Below are 20,743 nucleotides of genomic sequence, written 5' to 3' on the forward strand. Positions count from 1 at the left end.
GAAGCCCTGTTTATATAGTTTCGCGACAATTCGTTGGACTTATTCAAGCTATTTAAAGCGAAGCCAACGTTCCTCCCTAGACCTTGTCAGCGTATACGGGGCCGGATTTGATCAACAGCCCTCTTATTGGGATTGGACCCTAACAACTTAAAATGGTCCTGTCACCCGGTTTTTAGCGGCAAAAGCTGAAAAATTGGAATTTTGGTTTACGGCAGCGTCTGAATGGGAAAAATTCAACTGAAAAGCCTTGCATCCACGCCACTTATGGCGTTTTGTGCCACCTGTTAATCCCATTTGACGAGTCGAGAGAAAGCAAGAATAGATCATGCGTCTGTCAAAATATTTTCTGCCTGTATTGAAGGAAACACCGAAGGAAGCCGAGATTGTTTCGCACCGCCTTATGCTGCGTGCGGCAATGTTGAAGCAGGAGGCAAGTGGCCTTTATGCATGGCTGCCGATGGGCTATCGGGTGTTGCGTAAGGTGCAGGCAATTATTGAGCAGGAGCAAGATCGGGCAGGCGCCATTGAATTGCTGATGCCAACTTTGCAGCCCGCAGACCTTTGGCGCGAGAGCGGCCGCTATGACGCATATGGCAAAGAGATGCTGCGCGTGACCGACCGTCATGAACGCGACATGCTTTATGGCCCGACGAATGAAGAGATGATTACGTCGATTTTCCGGTCAAACGTGAAGTCATATAAAGACCTGCCGCTCAACCTCTACCATATTCAGTGGAAATTCCGGGATGAGATTCGTCCGCGCTTTGGCACTATGCGCAGCCGCGAATTTTTGATGAAGGATGCGTATTCGTTCGATTTGGACAAAGAGGCGTCTGTAAAATCATATCACCGCATGTTTGTGGCCTATTTGCGCACCTATTACCGCATGGGCCTTACCGCGATTCCAATGCAAGCTGAAACCGGCCCCATTGGTGGCGATTTGAGCCACGAATTTATCGTGTTGGCTGATACGGGCGAAAGTGGCGTTTTCTGCGACAAAGCGTTGCTGGATCAACCCATCCCGCCAAAGGATGTGGATTATGACGGCGATCTGACATCTTATGTCAACGACTGGACCAAAATGTATGCGGCCACCGAAGACATGATCGACATGGACAAGTTCCAGGCGGAAGTGCCCGAAGATCGTCGAGTTGAGGCGCGTGGCATTGAAGTGGGACAAGTGTTCTATTTCGGCACCAAATATTCTGAGCCTATGGGCGCAACCGTGGCGGATGCCAACGGCCAAGAAGTGCCTGTGCATATGGGTTCATACGGCATTGGGCTCACACGCCTTGTGCCGGCCATTATTGAAGCCAGTCACGATGATGATGGCATTATTTGGCCTGTGTCGGTGGCACCGTTTGAACTGGCATTGATCAATTTGAAAACCGGCGACGAAGGCTGTGTGGCGCAATGTGATGCGCTTTACAAGCAGCTGGATAATGCGGGCATTGAAGTTTTGTACGATGATCGCGATATGGGCGCAGGCGGAAAGTTTGCCACTGCCGATTTGATCGGCTTGCCCTATCAGATGATTGTTGGACCACGTGGCCTTAAAAATAACGAAGTTGAGATTAAAAATCGTAAAACGGGCGAGCGGACCAATGTTTCGCTTGAGCAAGCCGTTGATTTTCTTCTCGAGCGCATTGTGCCGGAACGTAGACAGGACGTTTAATTTATGAGCGACGCCACGCAGCCCCAGAACCGCCCCTTTTCGCGGTTTGAGTTTATGGTCGCGTGGCGTTATCTCCGCGCGCGCCGCCAAGAGGCATTTATCTCCGTGATTGCAGCGCTGACGCTGACTGGCATTGCCATCGGCGTGGCCACATTGATCGTTGTGATGTCTGTTATGAACGGCTTTCGCGCAGAATTGCTGGACAAAATCCTTGGGTTGAACGGGCATTTTACCGCGTTTCCGCTTGAAGAGCAGTTCGAGGATTTTGAAAGCGTCATTCCAAAAATTGAAAGTGTAGACGGGGTTGAAGCAGTAATTGCCTTCGCTGAAGGGCAGGCGTTGGCTTCTGGCATCGGGCGTTCCACTGGTGTGGCTGTGCGCGGTATCAATGAGCGCGATATTCAAAAGATGCCGTTGTTTGCCGAATCCGCCGTTTTGGGTGGTTTCAACAATTGGGATGAAAGCAAAGGCGTGGCCATCGGCATGCGCCTGGCGCAAAATCTTGGCGTCTCTGTTGGCGACAGCGTTACCATTATTACGCCCGAAGGCACGGTAACGCCCTTTGGCACGGCGCCCCAAATCCGCACCTATCCGGTGGATGTGGTGTTTGAATTGGGCATGGTCGAATTTGACAGCTATTTCGTCTATATGCCGCTGCAATTGGCGCAAAGCTATTTCAAGCTGTTTCGCGATGAGCTGAAAGAGGGGCTGGAGCCGCTGCCGCTGGACGCGACAGATGAGCAGATCGATGAATCCTACGAACGGATCTATTCGGTGACCGGTCTTGAGATTTTCCTCGATGATCCAGATTCCATCCACAATATGCGCGAGCCTATTCAGGAAGCGGCGGGGCGGCCGATGATCCTTTCGGATTGGCAACGCCGAAACGAGACGTTTTTCTCGGCGCTTCAGGTTGAGCGCGTTGTGATGTTCGTCATCTTGTCTATGATCATTTTGGTGGCCGTGTTCAACATCATTTCCTCATTGGTGATGCTGGTGAAAGAAAAGAACACGGACATCGCCATTTTGCGGACCATGGGTGCGACACGCGCCTCAATTATGCGTATCTTTTGCATGACGGGGACCGCGATCGGGTTTGCGGGGACATTTTTGGGCTTGATTGCGGGCTTGATCTTGTCGTCAAACGCGGAAGCCATTCGGGCTTGGGTATCTGAGACCATTGGCATCACGCTTTTCCCACCCGAGGTGTTTTTCCTTTCAACACTGCCGTCTAAAACCGATCCGTTTGAGGTTGCGTTTGTGGTGTCATTTGCATTGATTTTGAGTTTTGCTGCTTCGCTTTATCCTGCGTGGCGCGCGGCACAATATGATCCAGTTGAGGCGTTGCGCTATGGTTGATTTGAAATTATCGCTTCATGGTGTGCATCACCATTATTTAGAGCGCGAGACGCGGCTTGATATTCTGGTCGATGTTAATCTTGAGATTGCTGCGGGCGAGATTGTTGCGCTTGTGGCCCCGTCTGGGGCGGGGAAATCGACTTTATTGCACGTTTGTGGACTGTTGGAGCGACCCGCCCAAGGCGACGTCAACATTTGCAGCACGAGCGCACATACGCTGAACGACCGTTCGCGGACGTTGTTGCGCCGGCAAAATGTGGGATATATCTACCAGTTCCACCATCTGTTGCCTGAATTTTCGGCTGATGAAAACATCATGATCCCACAATTGATTGCTGGGGTGGATAAAGATGTGGCGAAGAAGCGTGCGCAAGATTTGCTGACCCATATGGGTTTGGTGGAGCGGGGCGATCATCGCCCGGCACAGCTTTCCGGCGGTGAGCAGCAGCGCGTGGCCATTGCCCGCGCGATGGCAAACAATCCGGGTTTAATCCTGGCCGATGAGCCAACGGGCAATCTGGACCCTGACACCAGTGGTATTGTTTTCGATTTGTTGGCGAATTCGATTAAAGATCATGCAGCGGCTGGTCTGATTGCCACGCACAATCATGACATTGCACGGCGCGCAGATCGCATCGTCACCCTTGAGGGCGGGGCAGTGGTGCCCACCACGCTCTAGTCTTTTGGCGGCAGCGCTGCCTGACGGCGCTGTTTGCTTTTCCACATTTGCCCACAGTTTATCCACACGCTTTCCACAACCTCTCCGCAAGTTGTCCCCATTAACCATAAACTCATCAACAGGCTATGCAAACGTCCTGCACACTAGACGAGAACAAAAAGAGAATATATAAGAACAAATAAGAAACATAGGAGGTTGCAATGTTGGTTTTGATTAAAGATGTGATGGCTCTTTTCTCTTTGGCTGGGTTTAGTGCTGCAAGTCTCATGTGGATGGATGTGCTCACACGCATGGGTGGGTTTTAGGCAAGAGGCAAAAACGCGCCTGTGTAAATCGCACAAGTTTGCTTGGCGAAAATGGGCGCGTTATGTCAAAGTCACCCCATGAGCGCGACACCTGATTTTATCCACTTACATGCCCATTCGTCCTATTCATTGCTGGAAGGGGCGATACAGCTGAAAAAGCTGATCGATTTGGCCGTTGCCGACGGGCAGGTGGCGCTTGGTGTCGCGGACACGGGCAACCTATTTGGCGCGCTACAATTTTCTGAGATTTCAGCCGAAAAGGGATTGCAGCCGATTGTGGGTTGCGAGTTGCCCATCGAGTTTGAACCGCCGTCTGATATGCCCGGGCGTGAGCGCAAAAAATTCGCCAAGGAGACCTTGGTGTTGATCGCGCAAACCGAGCAGGGGTTTCAAAATCTGTCAGAACTGGTGTCGCGGGCCTATCTGCTGGGCGATGCAGCTGCGCTGAAAGCGCCGATTGCTTGGTTTGATGAGGGGTTGCACGAAGATCTCATCTGTTTGACAGGTGGAATGGAAGGCGGGATCGATCCGCTTTTTGCGCAAGGTTATGATCAGCAAGCGTTGTCGCGGCTGGACAATTTGCGCCGTATTTTTGGGGACCGGCTCTATATTGAGTTGCAGCGGCACGGCAAAGACACCGAGGCGAAAACAGAACCACAATTGCTCAATTATGCCTATGCGCATGACGTGCCATTGGTTGCCACCAACGAGCCTTTTTTCCCAAAAAGTGATGATTTTGAGTCGCACGATGCGCTGATGGCCATTGCTGAAGGCAGCGTTTTGGCCCAGACAGAGCGGCGCAAGCTTTCGGATCAGCATTATTTTAAGTCGCGGGCAGAGATGTGCGCGCTGTTCGCGGACCTGCCTGAGGCAATCAACAACACTCTTGAGATTGCCCAGCGCGTGACTTATCGGCCAATGAAGCGGGCGCCGATTTTGCCGAACTTTGCGGCGCCGGAAGGGATGAGCTCTGACGAGGCGGTGAAGGCCGAGGCCGAGGAACTGACGCGGCAGGCGAAAGAGGGGCTTGAGCGCATTTTGGAGCGGGATGGTCCTGCACCTGGCATGACGGCAGATGAATATCGCGAACGACTCGATTTCGAGTTGAACGTGATCGAAAGCATGAAGTTTCCCGGTTACTTCCTGATCGTTGCCGACTTTATTAAATGGGCGAAGGAGCATGGCATTTCCGTGGGGCCGGGCCGGGGGTCTGGTGCGGGGTCATTGGTGGCCTATTCGCTGACGATTACCAACCTTGACCCTTTGCGCTATGCATTGCTGTTCGAACGGTTTTTGAACCCCGAACGTGTGTCCATGCCCGACTTTGATATCGACTTCTGCCAAGAAAGGCGGGAGGAGGTGATCCATTATGTTCAGCAGAAATATGGTGCTGAGCAGGTTGCGCAGATTATCACCTTCGGAACGCTGCAAGCGCGGGCTGTGCTGCGTGACGTAGGGCGCGTGCTGCAAATGCCTTATCCGCAAGTGGACCGCATTTCCAAGTTGGTGCCCTCAAACCCTGCTAATCCGGTTACGTTGACCGAAGCGATTGATGGCGAACCACGCTTGCAGGCCATGCGCGATGAAGATGAGACCGTGGCGCAATTGCTGGAAATGGGCAAAAAGCTTGAAGGGCTTTATCGACATGCCTCGACCCACGCGGCGGGCATTGTGATTGGTGACCGTCCATTGCAGCAATTGGTGCCACTTTATCGCGATCCGCGCTCTGATATGCCGGTGTCGCAATATAATATGAAGGTGGTGGAAGAGGCCGGGCTGGTTAAGTTCGACTTTTTGGGTCTAAAGACCCTCACAGTCATCGAATATGCGGAACGGCTGATCAACCGCGATGGCGGTGATTTTTCGATCGAGAACATCTCGATTGAAGATGAGAAAACCTACGATCTTTATGCCAAAGGCGAGACCGTTGGGGTGTTTCAGGTGGAAAGTCCGGGCATGCGACGGGCGTTGCTCGACCTCAAGCCCGACCGTTTCGAGGACATCATCGCGATTGTGGCGCTTTATCGCCCCGGTCCGATGGACAATATCCCCACTTTCTGTGCGCGGAAGCACGGACGCGAGACTCCGGACTATTTGCATGAGAGCCTGACCGATATTCTGAAAGAAACCTACGGGATTATCGTTTATCAGGAACAGGTGATGCAGATCGCGCAGGTCTTGTCTGGTTACTCATTGGGTGAGGCGGATTTGCTACGCCGTGCCATGGGTAAAAAGATTAAAGCCGAGATGGACAAGCAAAAGGTGCGCTTTGTGGAGGGGGCCGTTAAAAATGGCCTGATCAAGCAGCAAGCGGATAATATCTTTGAGCTTGTGGCGAAGTTTGCGAACTATGGCTTTAACAAATCCCACGCGGCGGCTTATGCGCTGGTGTCTTATCAGACCGGCTATTTGAAAGCGCACTATCCGAAAGAGTTTATCGCGGCCTCCATGACATTGGATATGGGCAATACCGATAAACTCAATGATTTCAAACGTGAAGCGCAAAGACTTAAAATTGAGGTTAATCCGCCGAGCGTCAATAAATCTGAAGTGATTTTCACTGTTGAAGGCAATGCTATTCATTACAGCCTTTGCGCGGTTAAAGGCGTGGGTCGCAATGTTGCGGAACATATTGTCGAGGTGCGCGGGGACCGTCCGTTTGCGGATTTGGCGGATTTTGCGGAGCGGATCGACCCCAAAATTGTCAATCGACGGGCGTTTGAAACGCTAACCCATGCAGGCGCATTTGACGATCTTGGCTATCGGCGTGAGGAAGTTGCCTCCTTGACCGAGACGGTGTTGAGTACAGCCCAGCGCGCCACGAGCAATCGTAAAGAAGGCATCGTGGATATGTTCACCGCGGCGGCGCCTGAACCGATCAAGCCGGCCAAGAATGTAAAAAGCTGGACGCACTCGGAACGGCTGCAACGCGAGTTTTCCGCCATTGGCTTTTATCTGTCAGCGCACCCGCTGGACGAATATCAGTCGATCTATACCGAAGGGTATGCGCAGACTTGGCAGGCGTTTGAGAAAGCGGCGCGCAATGGCGCCAGTGCCGGGCGCATGGCCGGGACAATTGCGTCGCGGAATGATCGCAAGACCCGCAAGGGCTCCAATATGTCGATTCTGACATTGTCTGATCCAACCGGGACGTTTGAAATTTTGGTGTTTTCCGAACAGTTGGACCGCTTTGATGATGTGCTGACTGTGGGCAATTCAATCGTAGTTGAGTTAGAAGCCGATGCGCAGCCGGACGGTGTGCGGTTGCGGCTTATCAATTTGCACCCGATTGAACGCGCCATAGCCAAGATGGCCAACAAATTGGTGCTGCATTTGACCAGCAAAGAAAGCATTCCCCATCTCACCAAGCAATTGCAACGCGGTGGCGAGGGGCAGGTGGCCATTGTCGTGATGGATCAGGATCACAATTACGAGTTTGAGATTGAGCTGCCCGGGGGGTATCGCTTAACGCCGGAGCTGGCCAGCTCACTCAAAGTGATGCCCGGTGTTGCTGATGCCCGTGTGAGCGCTGGGCCAAGCTAATTCAGGCTTTTCGCCGCTTTCATGATTTTACCGACAATTTGCTATTGCCAATGTGCGGGGATTGCTGTATCGACCGCTCATCAATTCGCACGCAAAGACGGCTGCCCGTAAGAGGCCGCCATCCGGTGACAAAATATGTTGCAGCTCTTTGCGGAGGTTATAACCGGTTAAAAGGAGAGAAGGCCGATGGCACTTCCTGATTTTTCTATGCGCCAATTGCTCGAAGCTGGCGTACACTTCGGACACCAAAAACACCGCTGGAATCCAAAAATGGAACAATACATTTTTGGTGTACGGAACGATATTCACATTCTTGATTTGGCGCAAACTGTGCCTGCTTTGTATAAAGCCTTGCAAATGGTGTCTGACACTGTTGCAGAAGGTGGCCGCGTTTTGTTCGTTGGCACCAAGCGTCAAGCTGCGCCTGTTGTGGCTGAAGCTGCACGTCAATCTGCTCAGTATTATGTGAACTCACGTTGGTTGGGCGGCATGCTGACCAACTGGCAGACCATTTCAAAGTCAATTGCTCGTTTGCGTGAACTTGAAGATCAAGAATCTGAAGGCATGCAAGGCTTGACCAAGAAAGAGCGTTTGCAGCGTTCGCGTGAGCGTGATCGTCTTGAGCGCGATTTGGGCGGCATCAAAGACATGGGCAACGTGCCTAATCTTTTGTTTGTGATCGACACCAACAAAGAATCTTTGGCGCTGAACGAAGCACGTCGCTTGGGCATTCCAGTGATCGCGATTGCAGATACAAACTGCGACCCAGAAGCTGTTGATTTGCCAATTCCAGGTAATGATGATGCGGCCCGCGCGATTGAGCTTTACTGCTCATTGATTTCAAAAGCTGCTTTGGACGGTATTTCACGTTCATCTGTTTCATTCGGCGAAGATCTGGGTGAAGCTGTTGAAGTGAGCGAGCCAGTTTTGGAAGAAACTGCACCCGTCGCTGCTGCTGAAGCACCAGCCGAGGCACCTGCTGCTGAAGCCCCAAAAGCTGAAGAAGCTGCAGAAGCTGATGCGACACCATTGTTTGACAAGCCTGCTGGCGATGCAGACGATTTGAAAAAGATTTCAGGTGTTGGCCCAGTTCTTGAGCAAAAGTTGAATGATCTTGGCATCTACACCTTTGCGCAAATCGCTGCCTTTAGCGCAGAAGACATCGCGAATGTTGATGATCGTTTGAACTTTAAAGGCCGCATTGAGCGCGATGGTTGGATCGACCAAGCCAAAGAACTCGGCGCTCAGTAAGCTTCATAAAATCTGCGTGTTTACCCGCTAAACACAAGACTTTCGATTGGGCCAGCCCGCATATGGGCTGGCAACATAGGAGATTTAAAATGGCGATCACAGCTGCACTTGTGAAAGAATTGCGCGAGCAGACCGGCGTTGGCATGATGGACTGCAAAAAAGCGCTGAACGAAACCAATGGTGATTTGGAAGCTGCCGTTGATTGGCTGCGCACCAAAGGTTTGGCCAAAGCGGCGAAGAAAGCTGGTCGTGTTGCTGCAGAAGGTTTGGTTGGCGTTGTCACTTCAGGTACCAAAGGTGCCGTTGTTGAGGTGAACTCAGAAACTGACTTTGTTGCACGTAATGACGAATTCCAAGGTCTGGTTAAAGACATTGCGACTGTTGCTTTGGAAGAAGGCGAGAATGTAGAGAAACTTGCCGCTGCATCTTACCCTGGCAAATCACACACAATTGCTGAAGAAGTGACCAATGCGGTTGCCAAAATCGGCGAGAACATGACATTGCGTCGTTCTGCAACTGTTTCAGTTGATGAAGGCATTGTTTGTAGCTACGTGCACAACGCTGTTGTTGACGATCTTGGTGCCATTGGCATTTTGGTTGGCTTGAAAACTTCAGGCAAGACAGATGGCTTGGAAAATGTTGGCCGTCAGTTGGCAATGCACATTGCTGCGACCAACCCATTGGCAATTGCGCCAGAAGGTTTGGACCAAGATGTTGTTGATCGTGAGCGCGCTGTGTTTGCGGAACAAGCTGCTGGTTCAGGCAAGCCTGCTGAAATCGTTGAGAAAATGGTTGAAGGCCGCATGCGCAAATATTACGAAGAAGTTTGCTTGTTGTCACAAACCTTTGTGATTGACGGTGAAACCAAAATTGCTGATGTGCTGAAGAACGCCGAAAAAGAAGCGGGCGCACCAATTGAGTTGGTTGAATTCGTACGTTTCGCAATTGGCGAAGGCATTGAAAAAGAAGAGAGCGATTTCGCCGCCGAGGTTGCAGCCGCGGCTGGTAACTAATAACCTGATCTGGAACAAAGAATCTTTTTTTAAAGTTCCCAACTCTAGACTAGGTTAGGGCGGCAATGGCCTCTCAATCGCTTAAACGCATTCTGATTAAAGTCTCCGGCGAAGCGCTCGCCGGAGACGGCTCATTTGGGATCGAATCCCAATTTCTTGACGAAGTTGCTGCGCAACTCGTCCATCTCACCCAAAATGGATTTGAAGTGGCCATCGTGGTCGGTGGCGGAAACATTTTCCGCGGCATGTCTGTTGCCGCTGGCGGTGCTGACCGTGTGGTGGGTGATCATATGGGTATGTTGGCCACTGTCATCAATTGCTTGGCATTGGGCGACGCGATTCGCAGACAAGGCGGCAAAGCACGGGTATTTTCAAACCTTGTTATGCCTGATGTGGCTGACCATTTTACCGCGCGCGACGCACGTCAGACGCTGGAAGAAGGTGGAATCGCCATTTGTTCCGGCGGCACCGGCAATCCCTATTTCACAACGGACACCGCTGCGGCACTCAAGGCCGTTGAGCTGCAATGTGATGCCCTTTTCAAAGGGACGAAGGTTGACGGGGTATATGATGCTGACCCTGCGAACAATCCAGACGCCAAGCGATTTGACCAGATTTCTTATGATGAAGTGATCTCGCGTAACTTAAAAGTTATGGATATGGCTGCATTTGCGTTGGCGCGTGACAACAAATTGCCAATTTTTGTGTATGCTTTGGATGTCGCGGGCGGCGTCCAAGCCATTATTGAGGGGAAGGCCTTTTCCACGCGGGTTGGATGAGTGCCAAAATCGAAGGATTAGAACATGACAGATTTTTCTATGCCAAATTTAGACCAGCGTATGAAAAAGTCGCTGGCTGCACTCAAGGATGAGTTTGCTAGTTTGCGCACGGGCCGGGCGACAACAAGCCTTTTGGATCCCATCATGGTGGACGCATATGGTTCCAAGATGCCAATGAACCAGGTTGCGACTGTTTCTGTGCCTGAAGCGCGCATGTTGTCCGTTCAGGTTTGGGACAAGGGCATGACCCAGGCGGTCGAAAAAGCCATCCGCGAATCCTCATTGGGCCTAAACCCGATGGCCGAAGGTACTGTTATTCGTGTGGCGCTGCCTGAATTGAATGAAGAGCGCCGGCGCGAGCTTTCCAAAGTGGCGCATCAATATGCTGAGCAGGCGAAAGTTGCCATCCGCCACATCCGTCGCGATGGCATGGATGCACTGAAAAAGATGGAAAAAGACGGCGACATCAGCAAAGATGAAATGCACCAGAAGTCTGACGAAGTGCAAAAGCTGACCGACAACACAGTGTCAGAAGTAGATAGCATGTTGGCGAAGAAAGAAGCCGACATCATGCAAGTGTAGATCGCACGTAAATGTCCAACGAACCGGCCATCGCCCCAACTATTGAATCCGAGTTTGCGGTTTTACCGCAGCACATCGGTGTGATTATGGACGGCAATGGTCGGTGGGCAACTGCACAGGGCAAGCCCCGCAATGATGGGCACCGTGCTGGTGTTGAAGCGTTGCGCCGTCTCGTGGCCTGTGCAGTTGAATTTGAGATTGATTATCTCACCATATTTAGTTTTTCGTCGGAAAACTGGACGCGCCCAGCGGACGAGATCAATGCCATCTTAGGGCTGATGAAGCGTTTTGTGGCCTCGGATGTTTCAAAGTTTGTTGCCCACAATGTGCGGGTGCGTATTCTTGGACGCCGTGAAGGACTGTCCAAAGCCATTTTACAAATGATCGACCAAGCAGAAAGCCGCACAGCGCATTGCACGGGCCTTCAGCTGAATGTGGCGTTCAATTATGGCGGGCGGCAAGAAATCACGGATGCGGTGCGTGCTTTGGTGCAGGATGCCGCTGCGGGTAAGATTAGCGCGGCTGACATTGATGAGGCTGCCATTGCCGAAAAGCTTTATACAGCGGGAATGCCAGACCCTGATTTGATTTTCAGGTCGAGTGGCGAAGAGCGGATTTCGAACTTTTTGCTCTGGCAGGCTGCCTATGCTGAGTTCGTGTTTTATGACGAGTTTTGGCCCGAATTTGATCGCGAAATTTTTGTGCGCATGTTGGAAGAGTTTGCCGGGCGCAAACGCCGTTTTGGAGGCGTGGGCGCATGAGCGAACACTCACCCCAAAAAACGGGCCCCAATTGGGGCGATTTGCGGCAGCGCCTCATGTCGGCGTTTTTGCTGATTCCAATTGTTGCCGCTGCCATCATTTATGGACAAATTGCCGTGGCGGTCTTGGTGGCGGCTGCCGTGGCGCTGGCCTATCAAGAATGGTCGCGCATGGTGGGGCAGGGCAAGATGAACCGCTTCACCTATTTGATCATGGGATTACTGGCGGTTGGGGCCGTGATCTATCCGATTGCCGGAATCACGGCGAGCTTATTGTTTTTCTTTGCTGGTGCCATCGTTGCCGCTTTATCTGTGGATTGGCGCCAGTGGCGGCTGCCCTATTATGCGGCGGGCGCAATCTTTTTTGGCGTATCCGCCATTTGTGTGCTGGCATTGCGCGGCGACACGGTGAATGGCATTTGGGCAACCGTATTTCTGGCGGTTGTTATTTGGCTAACCGACAGTGGTGCGTTCTTTGTGGGGCGCTTGCTGGGCGGGGTGAAGCTTTCCCCCGAGATATCGCCATCGAAAACATGGTCCGGTGCTATTGGCGGGCTTTGTTTTGGCACGATTGGCGGGCTGATTGTATGGTTGATGGCGACGGACAGTCCTTTTTGGATCGGTATCCTCATTGCTGCGGTGTTGAGCGTTGTTGCTCAATTGGGTGACTTAGTAGAAAGTGCGCTTAAACGTCGCTTTCTAATCAAGGACAGTGGCGATATTATTCCTGGCCATGGCGGCATTTTGGACCGTATCGACAGTTTTACATTTGGCGGCATATTGCTTTTCCTTATTGGCGTCATTCATGCAGCTTCAGATCAGGTCGCGCAGGGCGTGTTGATTTGGTAGTGCAGTTTTAGAAAAAGGCACTCATGACAGGTTTAATCGGCATTCTTGTACCGTTTCTCATCGTATTGGTGGTGATCGTTTTTGTGCACGAGATGGGCCATTATTTAGTGGCGCGTTGGAATGATGTGGCCATTGAAAGCTTCTCAATCGGGTTTGGGCCAGAATTGATTGGTTGGCACGACAAACATGGGACACGCTGGAAGATTTCCGCAATTCCACTCGGCGGCTATGTGAAGTTCGTGGGTGATATGAATGCGGCAAGCGCCCCGGATGGCGAGGCACTTGATGATATTCCGCCGGAGCAGCGTGGGCGGTTGTTCTATTATAAGAATGTGTGGCAACGCATCGCGATTGTTGCGGCAGGGCCAGCGGCGAATATCCTTTTCACCTTTGTTATTCTTTACTGCATGTTGCTGGGGCTTGGGCGCTACACGATTGAAGCCCGCATTGATGGCATCTCGCCAGAATCACCCGCCGCACAGTCTGAATTGCTGGTTGATGATGTGGTTTTAGCGGTTGATGGTTATGCTGTGCGCAGTTTTTCCGACTTCCAAAAGATCATTGCCACCAGCCCGAATCGTGAAATTCCTTTTTTGATTGAGCGGAATGGACGCGAAATTGAAGTGCGCGTGACAACGGGATCACGCATGCAAGAGGATCGGCTTGGAAACAACACGGAAATCGGATTTTTGGGTGTATCACGCGATGCGACACAGGAAGAAGTGCGTTTTGTGCGGCCCGGGCCGATTGAAGCGATCGGAATCACCATTGAAGAGATTGTCTTCATAATTGATCGCTCATTCAAATTTTTAGGTGAGTTGCTTGTTGGCCGCGGTGATGTGGAGCAACTCGGTGGGCCGGTTAAAATCGCCAAGATTTCCGGTGAGGCCGCATCGATCGGTATCTTCTCACTGATCAGCCTGACCGCCTTATTGTCCCTAAATATCGGCATATTCAACCTGTTTCCCATCCCATTGTTAGATGGCGGGCACCTTGTTTACTATGCCATTGAGGTTGTGCGGGGACGCCCACTGAGTCGTGAAATTCAGGAAATTGGGTTTCGGTTTGGGTTATTCGTGGTAATGTCTCTCATGGTCTTTACACTGATCAACGATATCTTTTAAGAGACCCATCAAGCGCGGGTGCATCCGCCAAAGCATATTTGGAATCAAATGATTACAAAGTGTTGCAAATGGACACTTTCAACAATCTTTTGGTAACTCAAAGTGTTATTTGGGCTTGCGTTTGGGATAATAAATAGTAAAACGGATGATGGAGTTAGTGTCGCGAGGGGCGGGTGTTTTGCCGTGTCTGTTGCGCAAATGCAGAAAGGCTGCAAGAAACATGATCGTACGTGCAAAGCTTTTGCCGAGTTTCATTCTGGGACTTTTCTTGATATTTGGCGCACCGTTGATGCCAAGTGCATTCAATGAGGTTGTGGGCGTTCAAGCCGCACAAGCCCAAACAGTTTCTCGTATTTCGGTGACTGGCAACCAACGGGTTGACGACAGCACCGTTATTTCATTTTTGGCAGTGCGTCAGGGGCAACGCGCAACAAGCCAGTTAATCGATGAGTCGATCGACTCGCTTTACCAAAGCGGGCTGTTCTCATCTGTGAAGGTTTATATGTCCGGCAACACGTTGAATGTTGCTGTGTCTGAAAACCCAATTATTTCCAGTGTGCTGTTTGAGGGTAACCAGAAGTTTTCTGATGCCCAGCTTTCAGACATGGTGAACTTGTCTTCACGTGGCGTTTACACTGAAGCAGCGCTTGAGCAAGACATTCGCAGTATTGAATTGGCATACGATCAGGCCGGTTTTGATAATGCGACTGTGACAGCGCGCTCTGATGTACAAGATAGTGCCCGTGTGAAAGTAACCTTCGTTATTAACGAGGGCGATCGGGCCGGCATTGCCGCGATCCGCTTCACAGGCAATAATTCTATCGGTGATGGGCAGCTTCGCGCCGCGATCAAAACACGTGAATCGCACTTGTTGAGCTTCTTGTTCCGTGATGACGTTTATGACGAAGACAAATTGAATGTCGATCGTGAGTTGATCCGTCTTTACTACGCCAACCGCGGCTACCCTGATGCGCAGGTGCTATCTGCTGTTGCAGATTTTGATGCTGAGCGTAATGCTTACTTCATTAATTTCACCATTGACGAAGGTGAGCGTTATGAATTCGGTCAGATCAATATTGAAACCAGCATTTCTGGCCTTAACCCAGATAGTCTTACTGGTGCCGTGCGTACACAAGAAGGTCGTCGCTATTCATTGAGCAAGCTGCAAAAGAGCGCGGCTGAAATGTCTAAAGATGCGGCCAATATGGGTTACAGCTTCGCTGAAGTACGTCCGCGTATTGATCGTAACATTGAGAATAAAACCTTCAACGTGACCTATTTGGTTGACGAAGGTGCGCGTCTTTATGTTGAGCGGATCAATGTTTATGGCAACACCCGCACGCGTGATTTCGTGATCCGTCGTGAGTTTGAGTTTGCTGAAGGCGATCCATTTAACCGCACATTCTTGGCGGCCGGCCGTGAGGCTTTGATGGGGCTTGGCTTCTTCTCCACAGTGAATGTGTCTGTGGATCAAGGCAGCGCTTCGGACAAGGTGATCGTGAACGTTGTGGTCGAAGAGAAATCCACTGGTAACTATGCTTTGGGCGCAAACTATTCGCCTGACGGTGGCGTAGGCGGTGAGTTGTCACTTACTGAGCGTAACTTCTTGGGGCGTGGTCAGGATCTCCGGATTTCGATTGGCGCGACACAGGGTACGCGTACATATGATTTCTCCTTCACTGAGCCACGTTTCATGGGCTTGAAAATTTCAGCGGGCGTCGATGCGTATCAACGCCAGGTGGATGAAGGTAAATACTACAACTACGGTACTCAAAGCACAGGCTTCCAGCTTCGTGTTGGCGCACCTATTGTTGATAATTTGCAGGCGAATGCCTTTGTTGGGGTGGATCAAACCACTTATCAAGATGGCACAGACGGTAGTCCTCCTGACGCGCCAACCTACATTACCGGATTTGGTGGCAGTGCGACAAAAGCCTTTGTCGGGTACAATTTGACTTATACTGATGTGGATAACGCACGCTCACCGAGCGAAGGTTTCGCGATCAATGTAAGCCAGCAATATGTAGGTGTTGATTTCAACCTGCTTAAGTCAGAAGTCAAAGGCAGCTACTATATGCCAATTTTGCCTGATGCTGGTGTTATCGGTAGCTTGAAAGGGCAGGCAGGTATTATCAATGAGCTTGGCGGTGGGTATGTGAACCCAACTGAAACGTTCGTTGCAGGTCCAAGCCTGATCCGTGGTTTTGCCTCACGTGGACTTGGGCCACAAGGTGCAAACAACGCTTTGGGTATTACCGAGTATCTGGCGGTTTCAGCAGAGGTTGAGTTCCCAATTCCAGTGCTTCCTGAAAGCTATGGCCTAAAAGGCGCTGTGTGGGCCGATGCCGCATATCTTGGCCACAACAGCATTGACCCTGCTTTGATCGTGGATGGCATTGGTGTTCAAACACGTACCTCAGTCGGGGCAAGTGTTATTTGGGATAGCCCCTTCGGTCCGCTACGTGGTGACTTTGCCCATGTGATCGATAAAGACACTGCTGACCAAACGCAGGTGTTTGCTTTGACGATTTCGACCTTGTTCTAGTCGAAGATTGTCAGATGACATTTAGGGGATCGCGGCCACTGTCCGCGATCCTTTTTGTTTAAGGGGCTCAACTCATGGTCGATCAGCGCTTTTATGCCATCAAGCAGAATGTATGCTTAGCGGATGCGCTTTCGGCAATTGGTGAAGGGGCAATTGGGGCTCAACTCGACAAAAAAGATGCGCAGCGTGTTTTCACCGGTGCTGGCACCGTGCCTTTCCTACATGAAAATGAATTGGGTTTTATCGCCGACTCCAAATATATGGAAGTGGCTGCAGATTGCGCGCATGGCGTGGTTTTAGTCGCAGAAGATGCTGAGCTGCCGGATGTTCAGGCTTCAGATGCCCTCTATTTACGTTGTTCCGATCCCTATCGGACCTTTACTGGCCTTCTGGATTTGCTTTATGGCGACAGTTTGCGCCTATTGGGGTATTGCGCAGAGACATCACCAAAAGCGCTAGGCAATGGTGTGCACCTGGCACCTAATGTCTATTTTGGTGCTGATGTTGAAATCGGCGACAATGCGGTTATTGGTCCTAATTGCAGTATTGGTCGCGGGGTCACGATTGGCCACAATGTGATGATTGGCGACAATGTATCCATACAATGTGCTCACATTGGCGACAACGTGGTGATCCATTCGGGCGCGCGCATTGGGGTTGAAGGTTTCGGCTTTTTGCCGCGCGCGGATGGGCCGCAAAAAATTCCTCAATTGGGGCGCGTTATCTTACAAAATGGTGTCGAAATTGGTGCCAATAGCTGCGTGGATCGCGGCACATTGGACGACACGATTGTGGGTGAAAACAGCAAAATCGACAATCTTGTGCAAATTGGTCACAATACAAAAATTGGACGGAATTGTCAGATTGCTGCGAAATCTGGGTTTGCCGGATCTTCAGAAATCGGTGACAATGTGCTGTTTGGTGGGCGCGCCTCTATTGTCAATAAGGCAAAACTGGGGGATAGATGCGTGGTTATGGCCTGTTCGATTGTGTCCAAGTCGCAAAAATCGGATACTATTTTGGCGGGTAATCCTGCGGTTGAAGTCAAGCAATGGCGACGCATGCAGGCTAAGTTAAAAAAAATGGGGCGCGATTGACGCGTGGAGTTTGAGGTCGGGAATGTCTGAAAAAGAATTGTCATCATTGGATATTAATCGTGTCTTGGAGTGCTTGCCGCATCGTTATCCGTTTTTGATGGTCGACAAAATTATCGAGATTGACGGGGATGATTCAGCGATTGGTGTAAAAAACATCACGTTCAACGAACCCATGTTTCAAGGGCACTTTCCTGGCTCGCCTGTGTTTCCCGGCGTGCTGATTATTGAAGGTATGGCCCAAACCGCTGGCGCCATCGTTATCGCCGAAGAGCAGAAATCTGGCCAGAAATACTCTGTATTCATGTTGACGATTGATAAAGCGAAATTCCGCAAACCCGCCGGACCAGGCGATGTTTTGGAATATCACATCAAAAAGTCTCATCGTCGGCGTACTGTCGGTCGCTATTATGCGAAAGCCATGGTGAATGGCGTTGTGGTGGCCGAAGCAGAGGTTGGCGCAATGATTGTGCGTGACGAATAGAGCATGACCGAAATCCATACGACAGCTGTAGTATCGCCCGAGGTTGAACTTGGCGAAAATGTAGTGATTGGTCCGTTTTGTGTTTTGGATGGCCCGATCAAGATTGGTGCAGAGTCCGTGCTGCATTCACACGTGGTTGTGCAGGGACGTACTGTTATCGGCCGAAATGCGGAGATTTTTCCTTTCGCTTCGGTGGGGCATCGACCACAAGATCTAAAATATTCCGGCGAAGAAAGTTGCCTGACTATTGGTGACTATTGCACTATTCGCGAACATGTAACGATCAACCCCGGCACATCTGGCGGCGGCTTAGAAACGCGCATTGGCGATCATGTGTTGTTGATGGCCGGCGCGCACGTTGCCCATGATTGCCATTTGGGCGACCATGTAATCATGGTCAATCAATCAACATTGGCGGGTCATTGCTTGGTGGACGATCATGCGATTGTTGGCGGGCTGAGCGGTGTGCATCAGTTTGTGCGGATTGGCGCGCATGCCTTTGTCGGGGCCATGAGTATGGTTGAAAATGATGTGATCCCTTATGGATCCGTTCTGGGCAATCGGGCTTATCTCGGGGGTCTTAATCTGGTTGGCCTAAAACGCCGGAACTTTGACCGAGAAGAAATTCACACGCTTCGCGCGGCCTATCGTATGATTTTTTCGAATGAAGGCACGTTGCGTGAGCGCGTGGAAGACGCGGCAGAATTGTTTGAAAACCATCAGTTGGTTGAGGATGTGGTGGCGTTTGTGCGCAAACCATCCGAACGGGCAATCTGTATGCCGAAAAACGGCGTCGACCTAGGCTCATGACCAAACTTGCGCTGCTTTTGGGCGAGGGCGCGTTGGCGCGTGCCGCCTATCAGGCGGCGCAAAAACACTTTGGCGCGGATGGTGTGATTGGGATGGCCTTGTCTCCCGTGCATTGGCCCGAGCTACCAAAGTTTGATCTCGACGATCTCCCCGGTGCAATATCAGAAACCAAAGAATTTGGGCCCACCCATATTTGCGTGGCCGGGCGCGTTGAGTTGTCGCCCGCGCGTCGGCACCAGATGGCAAATGCCGTGGGTTTGACTGAGGCTGATGCCACCAGCGACATTGGCGTGGAACAGGTCTTTGGACGGGTCGCGAAGGCCGTAGGTGCACAGCCAATTGGCGTGCATCAATTTGCTCAAGATTTGCTGGCGGGTGAGGGACATTTGTATGGTCCTGTACGCGAGACTGTGCCGACCCACATTGCGCAACTTCTCAACGTCACGCGTCGATTTGGCGAAACGGACATTGGGCAGGCGGTTGTTTTTGCCGGGCAACAGCCGATTTCCGGTGAAGATATTGGCGGCACCGATGGTCTGATGGATCGCGTTGCAGACCTGCGGCGGACATCCGATCTTCCAAAGGATTTGTGGCTTGTAAAGGCCAAAAAGCCGCAGCAAAGCGGTGTGGGCGACTTGCCAACGATTGGCAGCAACTCGATTGAACGTGCAGCGAAGGCGGGCATATCTGTGATCCTTGTGGAAGCGGGTCAAACACTTCTTTTGGACCAGGACGCATTGGGTGCCCTTTGCGACCAGCATCGTGTAACCATTTTAGGTGGGGTGTGATGCGGCTATTTGTTGTGGCAGGCGAAAGCTCGGGCGACAAGTTGGCGGCAAATCTGGTGGCAGGTTTGTCTCATCAGACACAGGTTGATCTGATGGGTGTTGGCGGCCCGGCACTTGCGCGAGAGGGGCTGCAACCCCTTTTCCCGATGTCAGATCTGGCGGTGATGGGGTGGCGCGACGTTTATATGCGTTTGCCGCTCTTGCTGTGGCGCTTAAAGCAGACAATTGATGCAATTGTACGGGCCAAACCAGATGTGCTGCTATTGGTGGACTCGCAAGAGTTTTCCCATCGGGTAGCCGCTGGGGTGCGCAAACGGCTGCCTGACCTGCCCATTTTGCTCTATGTCGCGCCATCGGTTTGGGCGTGGCGACCTGAACGTGCCGCAAAGATTAAGCCGCTCTATAATGAAATCCTGTCGGTTTTGCCTTTTGAACCAAAGGTTTTTAAAGAGCTGGATGGTCCTAAATGCACTTATGTGGGGCATAGCGCGGAACAGTTAATCCCGGACCGCACCTCAACTGATGCTGGTGAAAGGCACAACCTGCTGCTCTTACCGGGCTCGCGTCGGGGCGAAGTCAAACGTAATCTTGGCGCATTGCTTACGGTGCGGGATGGATTAGAAGGATTTTCGCATACGGACTTGGTGACCGTTGAGCATTTGAGGGATGGGTTGCAGCGACAGTTGGCTGGCACTGATATTCAAATTGAATCCGGGCGCGATGCCTTTGAGAGTGCACTTGCACAGGCCAAAATGGCGCTTGCTGTAAGTGGCACGGTGACACTTGAGCTTGCCTTTGCTGATGTGCCGCATGTTTTGTTCTACGTGGCCGATAAGAAGCTCGGTGCGCATTATGAGCAAGCCGGCCGGCCATTGGTTGGGTTGCCAAACATATTGTTGGGCAGACAGTTGGTGCCAGAAATCGTGGGCACCTCGCCACGCGTGGACGATCTTTCTGCCGCGGCACATGAGTTGGCGGAAAATGAAACGGCGCGAAAAGCGCAACAAGCGGGATTTGAAGAAATCCGGCATCTAATGCAAAAAGGGGCGCCAGAGGCGCCCCGTCAAGATCCTGTTGAACGGATATTATCCTATATTTAAACC

The 20,743-nt window shown here is 51.4% G+C and carries 17 protein-coding genes; all 17 read left to right on the plus strand.

The window, feature by feature from the left end:
- Positions 1 to 325: 325 nt before the first annotated feature.
- The 17 genes from proS (at position 326) to MXMO3_RS10220 (ending at position 20,740) form a co-directional block, all read left to right on the plus strand.
- The gene (proS, locus tag MXMO3_RS10140; protein ID WP_117395789.1) at positions 326 to 1,675 is read left to right on the plus strand and encodes a proline--tRNA ligase; all 1,350 of its coding nucleotides are present in this window, start codon (positions 326 to 328) and stop codon (positions 1,673 to 1,675) included.
- Between the two features lie 3 nt (positions 1,676 to 1,678).
- Entirely contained in the window at positions 1,679 to 3,034 is a 1,356-nt protein-coding gene (locus MXMO3_RS10145; protein ID WP_117395790.1) for an ABC transporter permease, read from the plus strand.
- Entirely contained in the window at positions 3,027 to 3,713 is a 687-nt protein-coding gene (locus MXMO3_RS10150) for an ABC transporter ATP-binding protein (RefSeq protein ID WP_117395791.1), read from the plus strand. Before MXMO3_RS10145 ends, MXMO3_RS10150 begins: the two co-directional genes overlap by 8 nt.
- A gap of 383 nt (positions 3,714 to 4,096) precedes the next feature.
- On the plus strand, positions 4,097 to 7,561 hold the full coding sequence (gene dnaE / locus MXMO3_RS10155; protein WP_117395792.1) for a DNA polymerase III subunit alpha: 3,465 nt from the start codon (positions 4,097 to 4,099) through the stop codon (positions 7,559 to 7,561).
- A gap of 186 nt (positions 7,562 to 7,747) precedes the next feature.
- Entirely contained in the window at positions 7,748 to 8,812 is a 1,065-nt protein-coding gene (rpsB, locus tag MXMO3_RS10160; protein ID WP_117395793.1) for a 30S ribosomal protein S2, read from the plus strand.
- Between the two features lie 89 nt (positions 8,813 to 8,901).
- Complete coding sequence (gene tsf / locus MXMO3_RS10165) at positions 8,902 to 9,825, plus strand: translation elongation factor Ts (protein ID WP_027835275.1); 924 nt, start codon at positions 8,902 to 8,904, stop codon at positions 9,823 to 9,825.
- Positions 9,826 to 9,890: 65 nt separating this feature from the next.
- On the plus strand, positions 9,891 to 10,604 hold the full coding sequence (gene pyrH / locus MXMO3_RS10170) for a UMP kinase (RefSeq protein ID WP_117395794.1): 714 nt from the start codon (positions 9,891 to 9,893) through the stop codon (positions 10,602 to 10,604).
- A gap of 24 nt (positions 10,605 to 10,628) precedes the next feature.
- Positions 10,629 to 11,186 carry a ribosome recycling factor gene (frr, locus tag MXMO3_RS10175; protein ID WP_027835277.1) on the plus strand — a complete coding sequence of 186 codons (558 nt, stop codon included), beginning with the start codon at positions 10,629 to 10,631 and terminating at the stop codon, positions 11,184 to 11,186.
- Positions 11,187 to 11,197: 11 nt separating this feature from the next.
- Positions 11,198 to 11,947, plus strand: a complete 750-nt coding sequence (locus MXMO3_RS10180) for an undecaprenyl pyrophosphate synthase (RefSeq protein WP_117395795.1) — start codon at positions 11,198 to 11,200, stop codon at positions 11,945 to 11,947.
- On the plus strand, positions 11,944 to 12,795 hold the full coding sequence (locus MXMO3_RS10185) for a phosphatidate cytidylyltransferase (protein ID WP_051213741.1): 852 nt from the start codon (positions 11,944 to 11,946) through the stop codon (positions 12,793 to 12,795). The genes MXMO3_RS10180 and MXMO3_RS10185 overlap by 4 nt, the downstream gene beginning before the upstream one ends.
- A 23-nt stretch (positions 12,796 to 12,818) precedes the next feature.
- The gene (rseP, locus tag MXMO3_RS10190) at positions 12,819 to 13,919 is read left to right on the plus strand and encodes an RIP metalloprotease RseP (RefSeq protein WP_027835279.1); all 1,101 of its coding nucleotides are present in this window, start codon (positions 12,819 to 12,821) and stop codon (positions 13,917 to 13,919) included.
- 220 nt (positions 13,920 to 14,139) lie between these two features.
- Entirely contained in the window at positions 14,140 to 16,464 is a 2,325-nt protein-coding gene (bamA, locus tag MXMO3_RS10195; protein WP_162889217.1) for an outer membrane protein assembly factor BamA, read from the plus strand.
- A gap of 74 nt (positions 16,465 to 16,538) precedes the next feature.
- Entirely contained in the window at positions 16,539 to 17,561 is a 1,023-nt protein-coding gene (gene lpxD / locus MXMO3_RS10200; RefSeq protein ID WP_117395797.1) for a UDP-3-O-(3-hydroxymyristoyl)glucosamine N-acyltransferase, read from the plus strand.
- A gap of 22 nt (positions 17,562 to 17,583) precedes the next feature.
- Complete coding sequence (fabZ, locus tag MXMO3_RS10205; protein WP_027835281.1) at positions 17,584 to 18,042, plus strand: 3-hydroxyacyl-ACP dehydratase FabZ; 459 nt, start codon at positions 17,584 to 17,586, stop codon at positions 18,040 to 18,042.
- 3 nt (positions 18,043 to 18,045) lie between these two features.
- On the plus strand, positions 18,046 to 18,852 hold the full coding sequence (gene lpxA, locus MXMO3_RS10210) for an acyl-ACP--UDP-N-acetylglucosamine O-acyltransferase (RefSeq protein ID WP_117395798.1): 807 nt from the start codon (positions 18,046 to 18,048) through the stop codon (positions 18,850 to 18,852).
- A complete protein-coding gene (lpxI, locus tag MXMO3_RS10215; RefSeq protein WP_117395799.1) occupies positions 18,849 to 19,640 on the plus strand; it encodes a UDP-2,3-diacylglucosamine diphosphatase LpxI domain-containing protein in 792 nt (263 codons plus the stop codon). Before lpxA ends, lpxI begins: the two co-directional genes overlap by 4 nt.
- Positions 19,640 to 20,740, plus strand: coding sequence for a lipid-A-disaccharide synthase (locus MXMO3_RS10220; RefSeq protein ID WP_117395800.1), 1,101 nt, complete (start codon positions 19,640 to 19,642; stop codon positions 20,738 to 20,740). The genes lpxI and MXMO3_RS10220 overlap by 1 nt, the downstream gene beginning before the upstream one ends.
- Positions 20,741 to 20,743 lie beyond the last annotated feature (3 nt).

This window comes from Maritalea myrionectae (assembly GCF_003433515.1).
Taxonomy (GTDB): domain Bacteria; phylum Pseudomonadota; class Alphaproteobacteria; order Rhizobiales; family Devosiaceae; genus Maritalea; species Maritalea myrionectae.

Excerpts from the sequence above, each read along its gene's own strand:
- proS (WP_117395789.1), top strand. The coding sequence starts at position 326 with ATGCGTCTGTCAAAATATTTTCTGCCTGTATTGAAGGAAACACCGAAG.
- MXMO3_RS10145 (WP_117395790.1), top strand. The coding sequence starts at position 1,679 with ATGAGCGACGCCACGCAGCCCCAGAACCGCCCCTTTTCGCGGTTTGAG.
- MXMO3_RS10150 (WP_117395791.1), top strand. The coding sequence starts at position 3,027 with ATGGTTGATTTGAAATTATCGCTTCATGGTGTGCATCACCATTATTTA.
- dnaE (WP_117395792.1), top strand. The coding sequence starts at position 4,097 with ATGAGCGCGACACCTGATTTTATCCACTTACATGCCCATTCGTCCTAT.
- rpsB (WP_117395793.1), top strand. The coding sequence starts at position 7,748 with ATGGCACTTCCTGATTTTTCTATGCGCCAATTGCTCGAAGCTGGCGTA.
- tsf (WP_027835275.1), top strand. The coding sequence starts at position 8,902 with ATGGCGATCACAGCTGCACTTGTGAAAGAATTGCGCGAGCAGACCGGC.
- pyrH (WP_117395794.1), top strand. The coding sequence starts at position 9,891 with ATGGCCTCTCAATCGCTTAAACGCATTCTGATTAAAGTCTCCGGCGAA.
- frr (WP_027835277.1), top strand. The coding sequence starts at position 10,629 with ATGACAGATTTTTCTATGCCAAATTTAGACCAGCGTATGAAAAAGTCG.
- MXMO3_RS10180 (WP_117395795.1), top strand. The coding sequence starts at position 11,198 with ATGTCCAACGAACCGGCCATCGCCCCAACTATTGAATCCGAGTTTGCG.
- MXMO3_RS10185 (WP_051213741.1), top strand. The coding sequence starts at position 11,944 with ATGAGCGAACACTCACCCCAAAAAACGGGCCCCAATTGGGGCGATTTG.
- rseP (WP_027835279.1), top strand. The coding sequence starts at position 12,819 with ATGACAGGTTTAATCGGCATTCTTGTACCGTTTCTCATCGTATTGGTG.
- bamA (WP_162889217.1), top strand. The coding sequence starts at position 14,140 with ATGATCGTACGTGCAAAGCTTTTGCCGAGTTTCATTCTGGGACTTTTC.
- lpxD (WP_117395797.1), top strand. The coding sequence starts at position 16,539 with ATGGTCGATCAGCGCTTTTATGCCATCAAGCAGAATGTATGCTTAGCG.
- fabZ (WP_027835281.1), top strand. The coding sequence starts at position 17,584 with ATGTCTGAAAAAGAATTGTCATCATTGGATATTAATCGTGTCTTGGAG.
- lpxA (WP_117395798.1), top strand. The coding sequence starts at position 18,046 with ATGACCGAAATCCATACGACAGCTGTAGTATCGCCCGAGGTTGAACTT.
- lpxI (WP_117395799.1), top strand. The coding sequence starts at position 18,849 with ATGACCAAACTTGCGCTGCTTTTGGGCGAGGGCGCGTTGGCGCGTGCC.
- MXMO3_RS10220 (WP_117395800.1), top strand. The coding sequence starts at position 19,640 with ATGCGGCTATTTGTTGTGGCAGGCGAAAGCTCGGGCGACAAGTTGGCG.